The organism is Erwinia psychrophila (genome assembly GCF_039023475.1).
Lineage (GTDB): Bacteria > Pseudomonadota > Gammaproteobacteria > Enterobacterales > Enterobacteriaceae > Erwinia.
The window spans coordinates 617,590-634,445 of record NZ_JBCHVB010000001.1 but is presented as its reverse complement, the minus strand read 5'-3'; the positions used below and the strand labels follow the sequence as shown (position 1 = coordinate 634,445).

Sequence of the window (16,856 nt, the reverse complement as noted above, 5' to 3'; positions counted from 1 at the left end):
ACCTATGGCGCTTACAAAAGCTGAAATGTCTGAATACCTGTTTGAGAAGCTGGGCCTGAGCAAACGGGATGCCAAAGAGCTGGTTGAGCTGTTTTTCGAAGAGGTACGCCGCGCTTTGGAAAATGGTGAACAGGTCAAACTGTCAGGTTTTGGCAACTTCGACCTTCGCGACAAAAACCAACGTCCGGGACGTAATCCCAAAACTGGTGAAGACATTCCTATTACGGCGCGCCGGGTGGTGACTTTCCGCCCGGGGCAAAAGTTGAAAAGCCGGGTTGAGAACGCCTCACCAAAAGAAGACTGATTTCTGCCAGTAAAAAAGGCCGCGTATGCGGCCTTTTTCATATTTCCCTGCTGGCAATGAGAGGGATCTGCTGCCGCATTACAGGTTGTTGCGGTTGCGTACTGATACTGAGATAAATGACTGTACTATCATCCCTGAAGGAACGCGCGGTGCGTCACCAGCAGCGCTGGCTGGGTGGCCTGCTGCTGTTCACACTCCTGATGTTTATGCTCAGCCTGTGCGCCGGTGAGCGTTGGTTATCGCCTGCCGACTGGTTTACCCCGCAGGGCGAACTCTTTGTCGGGCAGCTGCGCCTGCCGCGTACGCTGGCCGTACTGCTGGTGGGAGCCTCGCTGGCCGTCGCCGGAGCCGTTATGCAGGCGCTGTTTGAAAATCCGCTGGCGGAACCCGGACTGCTTGGCGTTTCCAATGGCGCGGGCGTCGGGCTGGTGCTGGGCGTGTTTTCCGCCACGGACGCCATCTGGCAGCTCAGCCTGTTTGCCGTCGCGGGCGCACTGGTCGTCACACTTATTCTGCTGCGCTTCTCACGCCGTGCGCTTTCGAACAGCCGGCTTCTGCTGGCGGGGGTGGCACTGGGGATCATTTGCAGCGCGGTGATGACCTGGGCCGTCTACTTCAGCAGCAACCTTGACCTGCGGCAGCTGATGTACTGGATGATGGGCGGCTTCAGCGGCGTGGACTGGCGCTACGGCTGGCTGATGCTGGCGCTGGTGCCTCTGCTGTTCTGGCTCTGCTCCCGCTGGCAGGTACTTAATCTGATTGCGCTGGGCGACGTTTCCGCCCGCCAGCTGGGGCTGTCGCTGCTGCTGTGGCGCAATCTGCTGGTGGTTGCCATTGGCTGGCTGACGGGCGTAAGCGTGGCGCTTGCGGGCGCGATCGGCTTTGTCGGGCTGGTGGTGCCACATATTCTCAGGCTCAACGGCCTGCACGACCACCGCACTCTGCTGCCCGCCTGCGCCCTTTCTGGCGGAGCCGTACTGCTCGCCGCTGACATTATTGCCCGACTGGCGATCTCCTCGGCAGAGTTGCCCATTGGCGTGGTGACGGCCACGCTGGGCGCGCCGGTATTTATCTGGCTATTATTGAAAAATCGCCCCTGATATCGGGGGTTTCTTTCCATGACAACAGGATAAGCCCATGACTATTTTTGATACAGAACTGGTTACGCTGGATGGTGAACGTACGACGCTGGCCCGGTGGCAGGGCGAAGTATTGCTGGTGGTAAACGTGGCATCAAAATGTGGCCTGACCCCACAATATGAGCAGCTGGAGAATATTCATAAAGCCTGGCATCCGCAGGGCTTCTCCGTTCTCGGCTTCCCCTGCAATGCTTTTCTTGGCCAGGAGCCGGGCAGCGACGAAGAGATCAAAACTTTTTGCAGCACTACCTACGGCGTTACCTTTCCGATGTTCAGCAAGATTGAGGTTAACGGCCCGGAGCGCCATCCGCTCTACCAGCAGCTGATCGCCGCCAAACCGGAGGCCGTTGCGCCGGAAGAGAGTGGTTTTCTGGCGCGAATGGTCAGTAAAGGGCGTGCGCCTCAGGTGCAGGGCGATATCCTGTGGAATTTTGAAAAATTCCTGATTGGCCGTGACGGGACTGTGATCCAGCGTTTTTCTCCAGATATGACGCCAGAAGATCCCATTGTCATGGAAAGTATCAAAATGGCGCTGGCAAAATAAATGCTGCTTGAGTGTCGCGAGGTCGCGGTCAGCCAGCGCTTTTCCCCCTTTAGCGCTGAGGTTCGTCAGGGAGAGCTGATTCACCTGCTCGGGCCCAACGGGGCAGGGAAAAGCTCGCTGCTGGCCGCGCTGTCGGGATTACTGCCTGCCAGCGGCGACATTCTGTTTGCCGGTAAAAGGCTTGAGGCGTGGCCGGTGAACAGCCTGGCGCGGCGGCGGGCTTACCTGCATCAGCAGCAGCTTCCGGCAGGGAGAATGCCGGTCTGGCACTACCTGGACCTGCACCGGCTCCCGCACGCGCCGGATGATGAGCAGAGGCTGCTGGCGCTCAGCCAGACTTTTCAGCTGGAGGACAAGCTGGACCGGCCGCTCACTCAGCTCTCCGGTGGGGAGTGGCAGCGCGTCCGGCTGGCCGCTATGTTCTGCCAGATTGCCCAGCCAGAAGGCAAACTTCTGCTGCTTGACGAACCGCTGAGCGGGCTGGATCTCGCCCAGCAGGCCGCCTTTGATGCCCATCTTGCCTCCCTGATTGCAGAAGGGCTGACCGCGATTGTCAGCGGTCACGATATCAATCATACCCTCCATCACGCCCAGTACGTCTGGCTGATGAAAAGGGGAGAGATGGTCAGTCAGGGAAGCGTGAAGGATGTCCTTCAGCCAGTGACCCTGAGTGCGGTGTATCAGGTGCCGTTCCGGCGTTTAGCCGTTGACGGCTATGAGATGCTTTCCACCCATTCATGACCCTACATCTGACATTGTCAGCTGCCGTGATGAGCAGGTAGAGTAGAAGGCTCTTTTAAAGGATTGTTCAATGCGCTACTGGCTCCTGTTTATTATTGTTCTGCTTGCGGGCTGTAGCAGCCACGCGCCGCCCCCGGATGGACGCCTTGCCGATTCCGTCATGGTAATTGCGCAACTCGACGACCAGCTTAACGCATGGCATGGGACGCCCTATCGCTATGGCGGGACATCGCATCGCGGCGTTGACTGTTCGGGTTTCGTCTTGCTGACATTCCGGGATCGTTTTGGTATTCAGTTGCCAAGAACCACCGCGGCCCAGACCAAAATCGGCACCAGAATAGATAAAGATGTGCTGCTTCCGGGCGATTTGGTTTTCTTTAAAACCGGCAGTGGCGAAAACGGTCTGCATGTAGGTATCTATGATACTAACGATCGTTTTATTCATGCTTCTACCAGTCGGGGTGTTATCCGCTCTTCATTAAATAATGTTTACTGGAAAAAGGTATTCTGGCAGGCGAGACGGATTCAGGTTGATGGGTAACCAGGCTGCTAATAGTACGCCAGGAAAAGTATAATATTTCATCATTTGATTTAACAAAAGAGGATTAATGCCCGGGGCTTTTAAAGCATTATATCTTTGAGCCGCTGAGTAACGGATGTTCAACCGTGAACTACGTCATATTTCAGACGCAGCAATAAAGCCATGATGTGCTGATACGGGCGTCTCCTGTTTTTCTTTATCGGGTGAAGTATCTTTTATAAAAATTATGTGTCAGGTTAAGCTATTCTAACGGACATACTTTATACCCGTCATTCTTCAGATTGCAGAGGCGCTGGTGCCGCTCACTACCCGGATCGCGATATTTTGTGATCTACCGGGCCCTTCACCTGCCGCTTTAAGCGTTCTGGGTAACTGAGGGTATCGTCTGGTACGCCTGGACTTTTCATCAGATGCCGATCCTGAAGATGGTCGTTTGCCGAAGATGAAAGTGAAGGTCGCCAATTCATCATGGCTAAATATAATGAAAATCCATCTGGCAGCGGATTATAAGAGTTACTCTACTTTTTACCCCATCTACAGTTTTGGCGGCAAGCTTATTGCCGTTAAGCTGATGACACATTTTTCCCACAGCACGGCAAATGTGATAATCCCTCAGGAGATGTTGCTGCCGCAGTTAGATAACGACCAGCGAATTATTTTATTACAGAAGCAGATTAACAGCCTTGAAAAGCACCATGATTTCTTTTGCCGGCATGGCGTCAGAATGGCATTGAATATCGATGCGCCGACCGCAAGTCTCCTGCTTGATAACGAGATTCTTGTGCGTAAACTGGCTTTACTTCAGGGACTGGAACTGGAGATTAACGAAAGCTTTACGGACTTTACGCTGGGGTGTGAGAATACCTGCCTGATGGCGCTCAAGGCGCGCTTCGATCTCAGCCTGGAGAATTATGGCGCGGGCAAAGCCTCATCAAAGGCGGCTTACGACAATCTTTTCACCACGATAAAACTGGATAAGGGCTTTATTCAGCAGAATATCAATAAATTGTCATTCAGACCTTTTATCAACGCGATGCTGGAACATATCAAACCCCATTGTCAGCGGGTCATCATTCAGGGCGTGGATGACCTGTCCGGTCTGGATCGAATCAGCGAATTTCCCTTTGATGGTATTCAGAGCACGCTGTTTTCGTCCGCCAGCGATGAGTCGCTGGAGTCCTTAATTCACCCGCCTGAAGCCTTCGCCGAACGCCAATTCTGATACCCCTGCAATGTGTCTGTGTTCACCCCTTTTCAGGGGGGTTACACTTAAGACTACTGTGACGCAAGCCTGATGCGGCTGCGTCGGCTGATCTGGAGGGGAAGTCATGCAATTCAATAACACCTGGCACCGTGAACTCGAGGGATTTTATACCGCCCTTCAGCCAACGCCATTAAGCCACTCCCGTCTGCTTTGTCACAGCCCGTCGCTGGCACGGGAACTCGGGCTTGATGAAAGCTGGTTCAGAGAAGATAAGACACCGCTCTGGAGCGGTGAAGCGCTGTTGCCCGGTATGCAGCCGCTGGCTCAGGTTTACAGCGGGCATCAGTTTGGCGTCTGGGCCGGTCAGCTGGGCGATGGGCGGGGCCTGCTGCTCGGAGAACAGCAGCTGGAGGATGGCAGAAAAATGGACTGGCATCTGAAAGGGGCCGGGCTGACGCCCTATTCACGAATGGGCGACGGCAGGGCGGTGCTGCGCTCCTCCCTGCGGGAATTCCTTGCCTCTGAGGCGATGCATCATCTTGGCATACCGACCACCCGCGCGTTAACGGTGGTGACCAGCGACGAACCCGTCTACCGCGAAACGCCCGAGCGGGGAGCCATGCTGCTTCGCGTAGCCGAAAGTCACCTCCGCTTTGGCCATTTTGAACACTTCTTCTATGCTGGCGAACCGGAAAAGGTACGTCAGCTTGCTGATTACGCTATCCGTCATCACTGGCCGCACTTACAGGAAGAGGCCGATCGCTATCTGCTCTGGTTCAGCGACGTGGTAAAGCGTACCGCAAGGCTGATCGCTCACTGGCAGAGTATTGGCTTCGCTCACGGCGTAATGAATACGGACAATATGTCCATCCTGGGACTCACGCTTGACTACGGTCCTTACGGCTTTCTGGATGACTATAAACCTGATTTCATCTGTAACCATTCCGACTATCAGGGACGCTACAGCTTTGAGAACCAGCCGATGATCGGCTTGTGGAACCTGAACCGGCTGGCCCATACGCTCTCCGGCCTGTTAAGTACGGAGCAGCTTAAGCAGGCGCTTTCTGGCTATGAAACTGAGCTGATGCGCTGCTGGGGCGAACAGATGCGGGCGAAGCTCGGGCTGTATACTCAGGAGAGCGATGACAACGAGATACTGACCAACCTGCTGGCGATGATGAGCCGTGAAGGCAGCGACTATACGTTAACCTTCCGCCTGCTGAGTGAAACGGCGCAGCAGCAATCGTCATCACCGCTGCGTGACGAATTTATTGACCGTGAGGCGTTTGACAGCTGGTATAACATCTACCGTCAGCGGTTACTTAAAGAAGGGATCGGTGACGAAGAACGTCAGCAGAAAATGAAGCAGGTAAACCCGGCGATCGTGCTGAGAAATTACCTGGCGCAGCAGGCGATTGAACGGGCGGAAAAGGATGACGTCAGCGTGCTGTCGCGACTGCAGCAGGCGCTGAGCCAGCCGTTTAACGATGCCCCTGAATTTGCCGATCTGATGCGCCGCCCGCCCGACTGGGGCAAGAAGCTGGAAGTGAGCTGTTCAAGCTAAAGTCGTGTGCGTAAAAGGGCCGGTTTACCGGCCCTTTCGATCGCCGGGTGCTTAACCGAATCTGGTCTCAGCCGCATTGGCCAGCAGGGCCAGCACGGCTTCGCTGTCATCCCATCCCAGACAGGGATCGGTGATCGACTGACCATAGACCAGCGGCGTACCGGGCGTGACTTTCTGCGTCCCTTCCTGAAGAAAACTTTCAATCATCACGCCGGCAATCGCCCGGCTTCCTTCGCGGATCTGCTGAGAAACGGATTCCGCCACCGCCATCTGCAGACGATGCTGCTTCAGGCAGTTGCCGTGGCTGAAGTCGATAACCAGCTGTTCAGGCAGCCTGAACGCCCGCAGGCTTGCTGCCGCCGAGGCGATATCTTCCGGATGATAATTCGGCTGTTTGCCCCCGCGCATAATGACGTGGCCGGAAGGATTGCCGCTGGTCTGATAAATCGTCATCTGACCGTGCTTATCCGGCGAGAGAAACATATGGCTGGCACGTGCTGCGCGGATTGCATCTACCGCGATCTGGATATTGCCGTCGGTGCCGTTCTTGAACCCAACCGGGCAGGAGAGCGCGGAAGCCATTTCACGGTGAATCTGACTTTCGGTCGTACGGGCACCGATCGCGCCCCAGCTGATCAGGTCGGCAATAAACTGTCCGACCACCATATCCAGAAACTCGGTCGCGGTTGGCATGCCCAGCGCATTAATATCCAGCAGCAGCTTACGGGCAGTTTCCAGACCGTGATTGACGCGGAAGCTGCCGTCGAGGCCGGGATCGGAGATCAGACCTTTCCAGCCGACGACCGTACGCGGCTTCTCGAAATAGGTACGCATAACAATTTCGAGACGGGAGTGGTACTTCTTGCGCAGCGCTGTCAGTTTCTGCGCATAGTCCAGGGCTGCTTTGGGATCGTGCAGAGAGCAGGGGCCAATCACCACCAGCAGTCGGGGATCTTCACCGGAAAGGATCCGGGCAATGCGCTGGCGGGAGGCCGTGACGTTGGCCGCAATGGCAGGGGTGATCGGATGTCGCTTAGCCAGTTCATCAGGCGTAATCAGACTCTCGATGCGCGCGGTCCGCAGTTCATCTGTTTTGTTCATGATAATCTCTGAAATGGGTTCTTCTCTGCGGCAGGCGTGCCGGGAAGTGATGCCGATCACAATAAACCAAAACGGCATCATTTCAACCGGAAACCGCGCTAAAAAGAGGTTAACGCGATAAACATCACTTTTCAGAGAGGTTTAGCGCGGCGCCTGAAGCGGACAATCAGTACATCCGGCGCGTCAGTCCCATAATATCCAGAATCTTGGTGGCGATTTCCTCTACGGAATAGTTGGTGCTGTTGAGATAGCGAATCTGATGGGTGCGAAAGAGCGCTTCCACTTCGCCCACTTCCAGCCGGCACTGGCGCATCGATGCATAGCGCGTGTTTTCAGCCCGCTCCTGACGGATAGCCGCCAGACGCTCGGGATCGATAGTCAATCCAAACAGCTTATGCTGGAAGGGCTTGAGGGCTGGAGGCAGCTTAAGGTTATCCATATCATCTGCAATAAACGGATAGTTCGCTGCCCGGATGCCAAACTGCATGGCGAGGTAAAGACTTGTGGGCGTTTTGCCGCACCGCGACACGCCGAGGAGGATGACCTGGGCATCTTCCAGCCCGCGCAGCGAAATGCCGTCATCATGGGCCAGCGTATAGTCGATTGCCGCGATACGGGCATCATATTTGCCCAGATTATTCGCGGTTAACCCATGCGTCCGGTTGGCAACGGGCGCGGGCGCTATGCCGAGCTCCTGCTGGAGCGGCGCCACCAGCGACTGCACGATATCCTGACAGAAACCGTCGCTTTGCAGGATAATTTCGCGAATTTCGGGCGTTACGATAGAAATAAACACCAGCGGGCGCATCCCGCTTTTCTCATAGAGCGCGTTAATCTGCGCCTTAACCGCCTGGGCGCGCTGCACGTTTTGTACAAAAGGGAGCGTGACGCTGTTAATGCCCACGGGGAACTGCGACAAAACCGCGTGGCCGAGCACTTCGGCGGTGATGGCGGTGCCATCAGAAATATAAAAAACGCTGCGTTCGCTGTTCACGTCCATTTTCTCTCCCGTCATTATTGTCCCAGCAGACTAATTTAAGCTGCTATAAAATTGCAAATGGTGATGTACTCAGCAATGCAGAATAAATAAGCAAATTCCTTTTTACAGAAAAGGGCTTTTTTCAGATAAACGGTAAATCGCAGGGTTACGTCTATTTATGAAATGACGTTTCTTATTTGTATTCATAAAATGCAGACTAATGCTAGAAAGCATTCTTTTCCGGAATTACTTTTTGTTGCGCAACATAATCAGGCCCGAAAACGGCAGGCTTGATAAAAGTCATTATTAATCAAAAGGTTATGATTTATTCCGGTTGCGCAATTCATTGCCGCCAGGGCGGAGTTTTCTTAAAACGGCTTTTTTGAAGCGCTTGATCGATTCAACAGTTTCATTCCTGAACAGGAATGTGCCAGGCTCAATTCGCATTACCCTGTCCTCAAAACTTAATTAAATCTGAAAAGGATTGCTTCAATGTCCAATAAAGGCGAACTGCCGCTAGTGCTCTGGTATAACCAGCTTGGCATGAATGATGTTGATCGGGTGGGAGGCAAAAATGCTTCTCTGGGCGAAATGATCAGTAATTTGTCTTCACTGGGTGTTTCCGTGCCCGATGGGTTTGCCACAACCTCAGAGGCATTTAATCTTTTCCTCGATCAAAGCGGCGTCAATCAGCGTATTTATGACCTGCTGGATAAGACCGATATTGATGACGTTGACGAACTGGCAAAGGCAGGTAAGCAGATCCGCCAGTGGATAGTCGATACTCCTTTCCAGCCGGCGCTGGAACAGGCCATTCGCGAAGCTTATCAGCAGCTCTCCGCCGATGATGCTGACGCGTCCTTTGCGGTAAGATCTTCCGCCACCGCCGAAGATATGCCGGATGCCTCCTTTGCCGGACAGCAGGAAACCTTCCTGAACGTGCAGGGCTTTGACGCCGTGCTGATCGCCGTTAAGCACGTTTTTGCTTCCCTCTTTAACGATCGCGCCATTTCCTATCGCGTGCACCAGGGCTACGATCATCGCGGCGTGGCGCTCTCGGCGGGCGTACAGCGGATGGTTCGCTCTGATGTGGGATCGGCGGGGGTGATGTTCACGATCGATACCGAATCAGGTTTTGATCAGGTGGTATTCATTACCGCAGCGCTGGGTCTGGGCGAGATGGTGGTGCAGGGCGCCGTCAATCCGGATGAATTTTACGTCCATAAACCAACGCTGGCGGCGGGCCGTCCGGCTATCGTGCGCAAAACCATGGGCTCGAAGAAGATCCGCATGGTTTATGCTGACTCCCGCGAGCATGGCGAGCAGGTCAGAATTGAAAATGTGCCGGCGCAGGAGCGCGACCGCTTCTGCCTGACCAGCGAAGAAGTGGAAGCGCTGGCTACTCAGGCCGTGCTGATTGAGAAGCACTACCAGCGTCCAATGGATATTGAGTGGGCGAAAGATGGGCATACGGGCAAACTTTTCATCGTCCAGGCGCGTCCTGAGACGGTACGTTCAAATGGCCAGGTTATGGAGCGTTACACGCTGCATGGTAAAGGCAAGATCGTGGTGGAAGGGCGTGCAATCGGTCACCGCATCGGCGCAGGTGAAGTGAAGGTGATTCACGACATCAGCGAAATGAACCGGATACAGAAAGGCGACGTGCTGGTCACCGATATGACCGATCCGGACTGGGAACCGATTATGAAGAAGGCTGCGGCCATCGTCACCAATCGTGGAGGGCGGACCTGCCATGCCGCCATTATCGCCCGTGAGTTGGGCATCCCTGCCGTGGTGGGTTGTGGCCATGCGACCGACGTTCTGAAGGATGGCCATAAGGTCACGGTTTCCTGTGCGGAAGGGGATACAGGTTACGTTTATGATGAGCTGCTGGACTTTGAAGTGAAAAGCTCACAGGTGGATGAGATGCCGCCGCTGCCGCTTAAAATTATGATGAACGTCGGTAACCCTGACCGGGCATTCGATTTTGCCTGTCTGCCAAATGAAGGGGTGGGGCTGGCGCGGCTGGAATTTATTATTAACCGGATGATTGGCGTCCATCCTAAAGCGCTACTGGAGTTTGACCAGCAAACGCCTGAACTCCAGCAGCAAATTCGCGAAATGATGAAGGGTTTTGACGATCCGGTGGAGTTTTATATTGCCCGCCTGACGGAGGGGATCGCCACGCTGGGAGCCGCTTTTGCGCCAAAACGCGTTATTGTTCGCCTCTCCGATTTCAAAACTAATGAATACGCGAATCTGGTGGGCGGCGAGCGCTATGAACCGGAGGAAGAGAATCCCATGCTGGGCTTCCGTGGCGCGGGTCGCTATGTGGCAGACAGCTTCCGCGACTGCTTTGCGCTGGAGTGCGCGGCCGTTAAACGCGTTCGTAACGAGATGGGGCTGACTAACGTAGAGATCATGGTGCCGTTTGTCCGCACCGTGGCTCAGGCTAAGGCGGTGGTTGAAGAGCTGGAGCGTCAGGGGCTTAAGCGCGGTGAAAACGGGCTGAAGCTTATTATGATGTGTGAAATTCCTTCCAATGCGCTGCTGGCGGACCAGTTCCTGGAATATTTTGACGGGTTCTCCATTGGTTCTAACGATATGACGCAGCTGGCGCTGGGGCTCGACAGGGATTCCGGGGTGGTTTCCGAACTCTTTGATGAACGCAACGACGCGGTAAAAGCGCTGCTCTCCATGGCGATCCGTTCGGCGAAAAAAGCGGGTAAATATGTCGGCATCTGCGGACAGGGGCCGTCCGATCACGAAGACTTTGCTGCCTGGCTGATGGAAGAGGGGATCGACAGTCTGTCACTCAACCCGGATACCGTGGTACAGACCTGGCTGAGCCTGGCGGAACTGCCAAAAAAATAGCCGCATTCTTCACTGCAGAAATAAAAAGGCCAGCCTGACTGGCCTTTTTTACGTTTTTCAGCCTAAAAAAAAGCCCATCACATGGGATGGGCAAAGACTACACACAGCAATTCTTTACTTTGACTTGGGGAAAGCTTGTTTAAAAATCAGCATGTTGATCCTAAACATGCTGTTCATACTATTCAGGCCGGCTCTCTGAGTCATTAAGAATCCTCTTATTAGTTTAAAAGCCATAACCTTTTATGACATTTTACCGGGGCGGAGAGCCTGCAAACCGTTTATTTGCTAATCAATTGGCCCTAAGGACAACTCAAATGCCTGAAAAACCGCTTTTTCAGGTTAAGTTTTCTGAATGCATTAGTTGTTACCGGATGAAAATATTTCCTGCTGCTTATGAAACCGGCCAGTCAGGCTGGCCGGAAAGAGGATTAGTTTGTCCCGGATTTTTGCTGCCGCTCAACTTCTGTCATCGCTTCAACCACCGCATGCGGATCCCTCTCGGGAGCGGGCGCTTCATTAATCCAGGCTGACAGCAACCGGTATGAGACAGCCAGCACCACAGGTCCGATAAACAGCCCTATCATGCCAAACGCCACCAGTCCGCCAATGACGCCGGAGAGAATGAGGATCATCGGCAGGTCGGCACCCATGCGGATCAGCATCGGGCGAAGAACGTTATCCAGCGTCCCCACCACGCAGCTCCATATCAGCAGCACGGTGCCCCAGGTTGTATCGCCGCTCCAGTAGAGCCAGATAATCGCCGGGATCAGCACAACCAGCGGGCCGAGCTGCACCAGGCAGGCAAGGATCATCAGCACGGTCAGCACGGTGGCGTAGGGTATCCCTGACAGCGCCAGACCTATGCCGCCCAGCACGCCCTGTACCAGGGCGGTAACCACCACGCCAAGCGCCACGGCCCGGATCGCCTGTCCGGCCAGCAGTACCGCCGCGTCGCCGCGCTGCGAGGCCAGCCGGAATGCGAAGTGGCGGATACCCTGACCCACCTGCTCGCCGCGCCAGTAAAGCAGGATGCTGAAGAGAAGCATCAGGGCCAGATGCAGCATAAAGCGGCCGAAATGGCCCGCCTGGGCAAACAGGAAGCCGCTGGTGCGCCCGATATAGGGCTGTACTCTGGTCATCATGGCGCTGCCGCCGCCTTCGAGAACTGTGTGATAAGCCGAATAAAGCTTATGCCCGACCAGCGGTAGGTTATTCAGCCAGAGCATTTCAGGCAGCCGCAGGTGTCCCGATGTCGCCCAGGCTATCACCGGCCGGCTGCTGTCAATCAGGCTGTTAACCAGCAGCGCCACGGGAATAATAAAGAGCAGGATCAGCAACAGGGCCATCACCACCACGGCAAGCGAGCGGCGTCCCCAGAGCAGATGCTGAATTTTAATCATCATGGGCCAGGTGGCGATCACCACCATGCTCGCCCAGGCAAAACCCAGCACAAAGGGCTGGACCACCCAAAAACTGGCTACGATCAGTAGGGTGATAAACATCAGTGAGAAGACGATTTGCGGCAAATCCGATCCTTTCTGCGCATTCTTCATGGTGCAACATTAACCTCATGTGAATAAAGTGCGGAGCGGGTTACGCTGAAAAATCTTCCGTTTCCTCAGATCCCGCTCTCCCGGATGTATTAAACGCACTTTCAGCGGAAACGGCACGTTATTCTTTTACGCCGCTATTTTGAAATCGCGACAGCTCATAAAAAAATGTGATAAAACCATGAGATTAAGTGCAAACGTTTACCTAACATTCTGGTCACCCGACAATGATCCCACAAATTTCTCAGGCGCCAGGCCTGGTTCAACTGGTGCTGACTTTTTTGCAGGCGCTACAGCAGCAGGGCTTCACCGGCGACACCGCCACCAGCTATGCCGATCGTCTTACCATGTCCACCGACAACAGCATCTATCAGCTTCTTCCGGATGCCGTACTGTTTCCCCGCTCTACCGCTGATGTCGCCCTGATTGCCCGGCTGGCGGGAGAGCAACGTTTTGAAAGCCTGACCTTCACTCCGCGCGGCGGCGGCACCGGCACCAACGGGCAATCCCTCAATCAGGGGCTGGTGGTGGATATGTCCCGCTATATGAACCGCATCCTGGAAATCAACCTTGAACAGGGGTGGGTAAAAGTCGAAGCCGGCGTGATAAAAGATCAGCTTAATGCCTGGCTTAAGCCTTACGGCTTCTTTTTCTCTCCGGAGCTTTCCACCAGTAACCGCGCCACTCTGGGAGGCATGATCAATACCGACGCCTCGGGGCAGGGTTCTCTGGTTTATGGGAAAACCTCCGATCATGTCCTTGGACTGCGTGCCGTGCTGCTCGGCGGCGATATTCTTGATACCCGCACCGTGCCCGTTGCGCTGGCAGAGAGGCTGGCCCAGGAGGCGAGTCGCGAAGGGGAAATCTACCGGACGGTACTGGAAAGCTGCCGGGATAAACGGCAACTGGTGACGGATAACTTTCCCCAACTCAATCGTTTCCTTACCGGTTACGACCTGCGTCACGCCGTCAGCGATGATTTAGAAAGGGTCGATTTAACGCGCATTCTCTGCGGCGCGGAAGGCACGCTGGCATTTATTACCGAAGCACGGCTGGATATCACGCCGATCCCGAAAGTCCGTCGTCTCGTTAATATTAAATATGACTCCTTTGACTCCGCGCTGCGCAGCGCGCCTTTTATGGTGGAGGCAAAAGCGCTTTCCGTGGAGACGGTTGATTCAAAGGTGCTGAACCTCGCCCGGGAAGATATCGTCTGGCACTCGGTGAGCGAGCTGATCGCCGATGTTCCTGACCGCGAAATGCTGGGGCTGAATATTGTTGAGTTCGCCGGTAACGACAGTAGCGTAACGGATGCGCAGGTAGATGCGCTTTGCCGGCAGCTGGATACGCTGATGATGCAGGGCGAAGCGGGCATTATTGGCTATCAGCGCTGTCACGATCTGGACGGTATTGAGCGCATTTATGCCATGCGTAAAAAAGCCGTGGGCCTGCTGGGCAACGCGAAAGGCCGCGCCAAGCCGATCCCGTTCGTGGAAGATACCTGCGTTCCCCCCGAAAAGCTTGCAGACTACATCGTCGAATTCCGGGCATTGCTCGACAATCATGGCCTGAGTTACGGCATGTTTGGTCACGTTGACGCCGGGGTTCTTCACGTCCGTCCTGCACTGGATATGTGCGATCCGCAGCAGGAGATGCTGATGAAGCAGATCTCGGATGAGGTGGTGGCGCTGACGGCGCGCTACGGCGGTCTGCTTTGGGGAGAGCATGGGAAAGGTTTCCGGGCGGAATACAGTCCGGCGTTTTTTGGCGAGGCGCTTTTCTATGAGCTTCGTCGCATCAAAGCCGCTTTCGATCCGCAAAACCGCCTTAACCCTGGCAAAATCTGTACCCCGCTGGGCGTGGATGAGCCGATGATGAAAGTGGATGCGGTAAAGCGTGGAACGTGGGATCGCCAGATCCCGATCGCTGTTCGTAGCGACTGGCGGGGCGCGATGGAGTGTAACGGCAACGGTCTGTGCTTCAACTTCGATGTCAGAAGTCCGATGTGTCCCTCAATGAAGATAACCGGCAACCGCATCCATTCGCCGAAGGGCCGGGCGACGCTGACCAGAGAGTGGCTGCGCCTGCTGGCGGAGCAGGGCGTCGATCCGCTGGTGCTGGAAAAGCGCCTGCCGGAGAGCAGAGTCAGCCTGAGAGGGCTGATTGAGCGCACCCGCAACAGCTGGTACGCCAGACGTGGCGAATATGATTTCTCTCATGAGGTGAAGGAGGCGATGTCCGGATGCCTTGCCTGCAAGGCGTGCTCCACCCAGTGTCCGATCAAGATCGATGTGCCGGGATTCCGTTCACGTTTCCTTCAGCTCTACCATACCCGCTATCTGCGCCCGGTTAGTGACCACCTGGTGGCTGGCGTGGAAACCTATGCGCCTTTGATGGCAAAAGCGCCGCAGCTGTTTAACTTTTTCCTGCGTCAGCCGCTGGTGCGTAACCTGAGCAAAACCCATATCGGTATGGTCGATCTCCCGCTGCTCTCCTCGCCAAACCTGAAGAAGCAGCTGGCCGGACAGGCTGCCATGACCACCACGCTGGAACAGCTGGAGGAGATGAGCAGCGAACAGCGGGCAAAATATGTGCTGGTGGTACAGGATCCTTTCACCAGCTATTACGAAGCCCGGCTGGTGGCTGATTTTGTCCGGCTGGTGGAAAAACTGGGCTATCAGCCGGTGGTTCTGCCTTTCTCACCGAACGGTAAGGCGCAGCATATTAAAGGCTTTCTGACGCGCTTCGCCCGGACCGCGCAAAAAACCGCGGATTTTCTGAACCGTGTTGCCCGGCTGGAGCTGCCTCTGGTCGGCGTCGATCCCGCGCTGGTGCTCTGTTACCGTGATGAGTACCGGGAGATGCTCGGGGATAAACGGGGCGATTTTCACGTTCAGCTGGTGCATGAATGGCTGATTCAGGCGCTCCCGCCTGCGGAACAGAAGCCGCAAAGCGGTGAGGCATGGTACCTCTTCGGACACTGTACGGAGGTAACCGCGCTGCCTGCCTCAACGAAGCAGTGGGAAGGCATTTTTGCCCGCTTCGGCGCCAGGCTGGAAAACGTCAGCGTGGGCTGCTGCGGCATGGCGGGAACCTACGGGCATGAGACGAAAAATCTGGCAAACTCGCTGGGGATTTATGAGCTTTCCTGGCATCAGGCGATGCAAAAGCTGCCGCGCCAGCGCTGCCTTGCCACCGGTTACTCCTGCCGCAGCCAGGTTAAACGCGTCGAGGGGAACGGGATGCGTCATCCGCTTCAGGCGCTGCTGGAGATTGTCTGATGGCTATCTGGAAACGTATCGCCACGCTGGAGCAGATGAACCAGCGCAGCCAGGGCACGCTGGTGGCCCATCTCGGCATCTGCTTTACCTCACTGGAGGAGGGCATTATTGAGGCGACCATGCCGGTTGATGAGAGAACGCGTCAGCCTTTTGGCCTGCTGCATGGCGGCGCCTCAGTCACGCTGGCCGAGACGCTGGGGTCGATGGCCGGTTATCTCTGCACCGAAGCGAGTGAAACCGTGGTCGGGCTGGAAATCAACGCCAATCATCTCCGCGCCGTCAGGGAAGGCGAGGTGCGGGGAGTCTGCCGCGCCGTGCATCTGGGACGGACGCATCAGGTATGGCAAATCGATATCTTCGACGCCCGGCAGCGCCTTTGCTGCACCTCACGTCTCACCACGTCGATTTTGTCAGCCAGGGCAAAAGAGTGATATTATACTGCGCGCTGAAAACGGACTTCACATAATCCATGCGGCATGCCTGACAAATTCGCTTTGCAGCCGGCTGGCGCTGTCCCAGTCACCGCTAATGGCCAGCTGGTGGCACAAACGGGTCAGCGAATGGCGGGCAAGTTGCCAGGCCTGCATACGGAACAGCCGGTCGCGTTGGGCATCGCTTAACTCCTGGATCAGGCGGTGATGCAGTTTACCCAGCGCATGCAAATAGCTCTGATCGTCGCCGTTAAGCTGGCAAATTTCGGCCATATCAAGGCAGGTATCGTTGAACTGACGCAAATGTTCCAGCGTACAATCAGGCCGGTTCAGTTTCGCCTCGGCCATATAGAAGTCAACGGTAATGTCGCGGATAGAAAACTTATAATCGTCAATTTTATGTTGTAGCCAGGCACTCATCGACAGCGTCATCTCGGGACCCATACTCGTTAATGATAATCATTATCATATTACAAGCTGCGCAATATTCAATGTTCCGGCGCAAAATTTTATCCATAAATGCGGCCTTTCAGAATAATTGGTCATAACTTAAGGCGGCGTAACGGTTAGCGCTAAAACAGGCATTATCACCAGTAAGCGCAG

The 16,856-nt window shown here is 55.1% G+C and carries 14 protein-coding genes and 1 other RNA gene; 10 read left to right on the top strand and 5 right to left on the bottom strand.

All coding sequences use genetic code 11. From position 1 onward, the window contains the following. Nucleotides 1-4: 4 nt before the first annotated feature. From ihfA to AAH446_RS02830, 7 genes are all read left to right on the top strand, one after another. Nucleotides 5-304 carry an integration host factor subunit alpha gene (gene ihfA, locus AAH446_RS02860; RefSeq protein ID WP_017802142.1) on the top strand — a complete coding sequence of 100 codons (300 nt, stop codon included), beginning with the start codon at nucleotides 5-7 and terminating at the stop codon, nucleotides 302-304. A 116-nt stretch (nucleotides 305-420) separates the two neighbouring features. Then, complete coding sequence (gene btuC, locus AAH446_RS02855) at nucleotides 421-1,404, top strand: vitamin B12 ABC transporter permease BtuC (RefSeq protein WP_342905211.1); 984 nt, start codon at nucleotides 421-423, stop codon at nucleotides 1,402-1,404. A 37-nt stretch (nucleotides 1,405-1,441) separates the two neighbouring features. Then, nucleotides 1,442-1,987, top strand: coding sequence for a glutathione peroxidase (locus AAH446_RS02850; RefSeq protein ID WP_342905210.1), 546 nt, complete (start codon nucleotides 1,442-1,444; stop codon nucleotides 1,985-1,987). Next, entirely contained in the window at nucleotides 1,988-2,728 is a 741-nt protein-coding gene (gene btuD / locus AAH446_RS02845; RefSeq protein WP_342905209.1) for a vitamin B12 ABC transporter ATP-binding protein BtuD, read from the top strand. It abuts the gene before it with no gap. Between the two features lie 70 nt (nucleotides 2,729-2,798). Next, complete coding sequence (locus AAH446_RS02840; protein WP_342905208.1) at nucleotides 2,799-3,269, top strand: NlpC/P60 family protein; 471 nt, start codon at nucleotides 2,799-2,801, stop codon at nucleotides 3,267-3,269. A gap of 481 nt (nucleotides 3,270-3,750) precedes the next feature. Next, entirely contained in the window at nucleotides 3,751-4,491 is a 741-nt protein-coding gene (locus AAH446_RS02835; RefSeq protein ID WP_342905207.1) for an EAL domain-containing protein, read from the top strand. 106 nt (nucleotides 4,492-4,597) lie between these two features. Beyond that, nucleotides 4,598-6,037, top strand: a complete 1,440-nt coding sequence (locus tag AAH446_RS02830) for a protein adenylyltransferase SelO (RefSeq protein ID WP_342905206.1) — start codon at nucleotides 4,598-4,600, stop codon at nucleotides 6,035-6,037. Between the two features lie 51 nt (nucleotides 6,038-6,088). Here the strand turns inward: AAH446_RS02830 and AAH446_RS02825 are convergent, their stop codons facing one another. Continuing rightward, nucleotides 6,089-7,138, bottom strand: a complete 1,050-nt coding sequence (locus AAH446_RS02825) for a 3-deoxy-7-phosphoheptulonate synthase (protein WP_342905205.1) — start codon at nucleotides 7,136-7,138, stop codon at nucleotides 6,089-6,091. A gap of 166 nt (nucleotides 7,139-7,304) precedes the next feature. Then, complete coding sequence (ppsR, locus tag AAH446_RS02820) at nucleotides 7,305-8,138, bottom strand: posphoenolpyruvate synthetase regulatory kinase/phosphorylase PpsR (RefSeq protein WP_342905796.1); 834 nt, start codon at nucleotides 8,136-8,138, stop codon at nucleotides 7,305-7,307. Nucleotides 8,139-8,609: 471 nt separating this feature from the next. On the opposite strand from ppsR, the gene ppsA reads away from it, so the two are divergent. Beyond that, on the top strand, nucleotides 8,610-10,991 hold the full coding sequence (ppsA, locus tag AAH446_RS02815) for a phosphoenolpyruvate synthase (RefSeq protein WP_342905204.1): 2,382 nt from the start codon (nucleotides 8,610-8,612) through the stop codon (nucleotides 10,989-10,991). Between the two features lie 62 nt (nucleotides 10,992-11,053). Here ppsA and rprA read toward each other — a convergent pair. Together rprA and ydiK are read right to left on the bottom strand one after the other, a co-directional pair. Continuing rightward, nucleotides 11,054-11,164: antisense sRNA RprA (rprA, locus tag AAH446_RS02810), an RNA gene on the bottom strand. Nucleotides 11,165-11,419: 255 nt separating this feature from the next. Next, complete coding sequence (gene ydiK, locus AAH446_RS02805; protein WP_342905203.1) at nucleotides 11,420-12,544, bottom strand: AI-2E family transporter YdiK; 1,125 nt, start codon at nucleotides 12,542-12,544, stop codon at nucleotides 11,420-11,422. A 224-nt stretch (nucleotides 12,545-12,768) separates the two neighbouring features. On the opposite strand from ydiK, the gene ydiJ reads away from it, so the two are divergent. After that, nucleotides 12,769-15,822 (top strand): D-2-hydroxyglutarate dehydrogenase YdiJ, encoded by a 3,054-nt coding sequence (gene ydiJ / locus AAH446_RS02800; protein ID WP_342905202.1) that lies wholly within the window; start codon nucleotides 12,769-12,771, stop codon nucleotides 15,820-15,822. Beyond that, on the top strand, nucleotides 15,822-16,253 hold the full coding sequence (locus tag AAH446_RS02795) for a hotdog fold thioesterase (RefSeq protein ID WP_342905201.1): 432 nt from the start codon (nucleotides 15,822-15,824) through the stop codon (nucleotides 16,251-16,253). Before ydiJ ends, AAH446_RS02795 begins: the two co-directional genes overlap by 1 nt. Before the next feature lie 27 nt (nucleotides 16,254-16,280). On the opposite strand, the gene AAH446_RS02790 is transcribed toward AAH446_RS02795, so the two are convergent. Continuing rightward, the gene (locus AAH446_RS02790) at nucleotides 16,281-16,685 is read right to left on the bottom strand and encodes a hypothetical protein (protein ID WP_342905200.1); all 405 of its coding nucleotides are present in this window, start codon (nucleotides 16,683-16,685) and stop codon (nucleotides 16,281-16,283) included. Nucleotides 16,686-16,856: the final 171 nt, after the last annotated feature.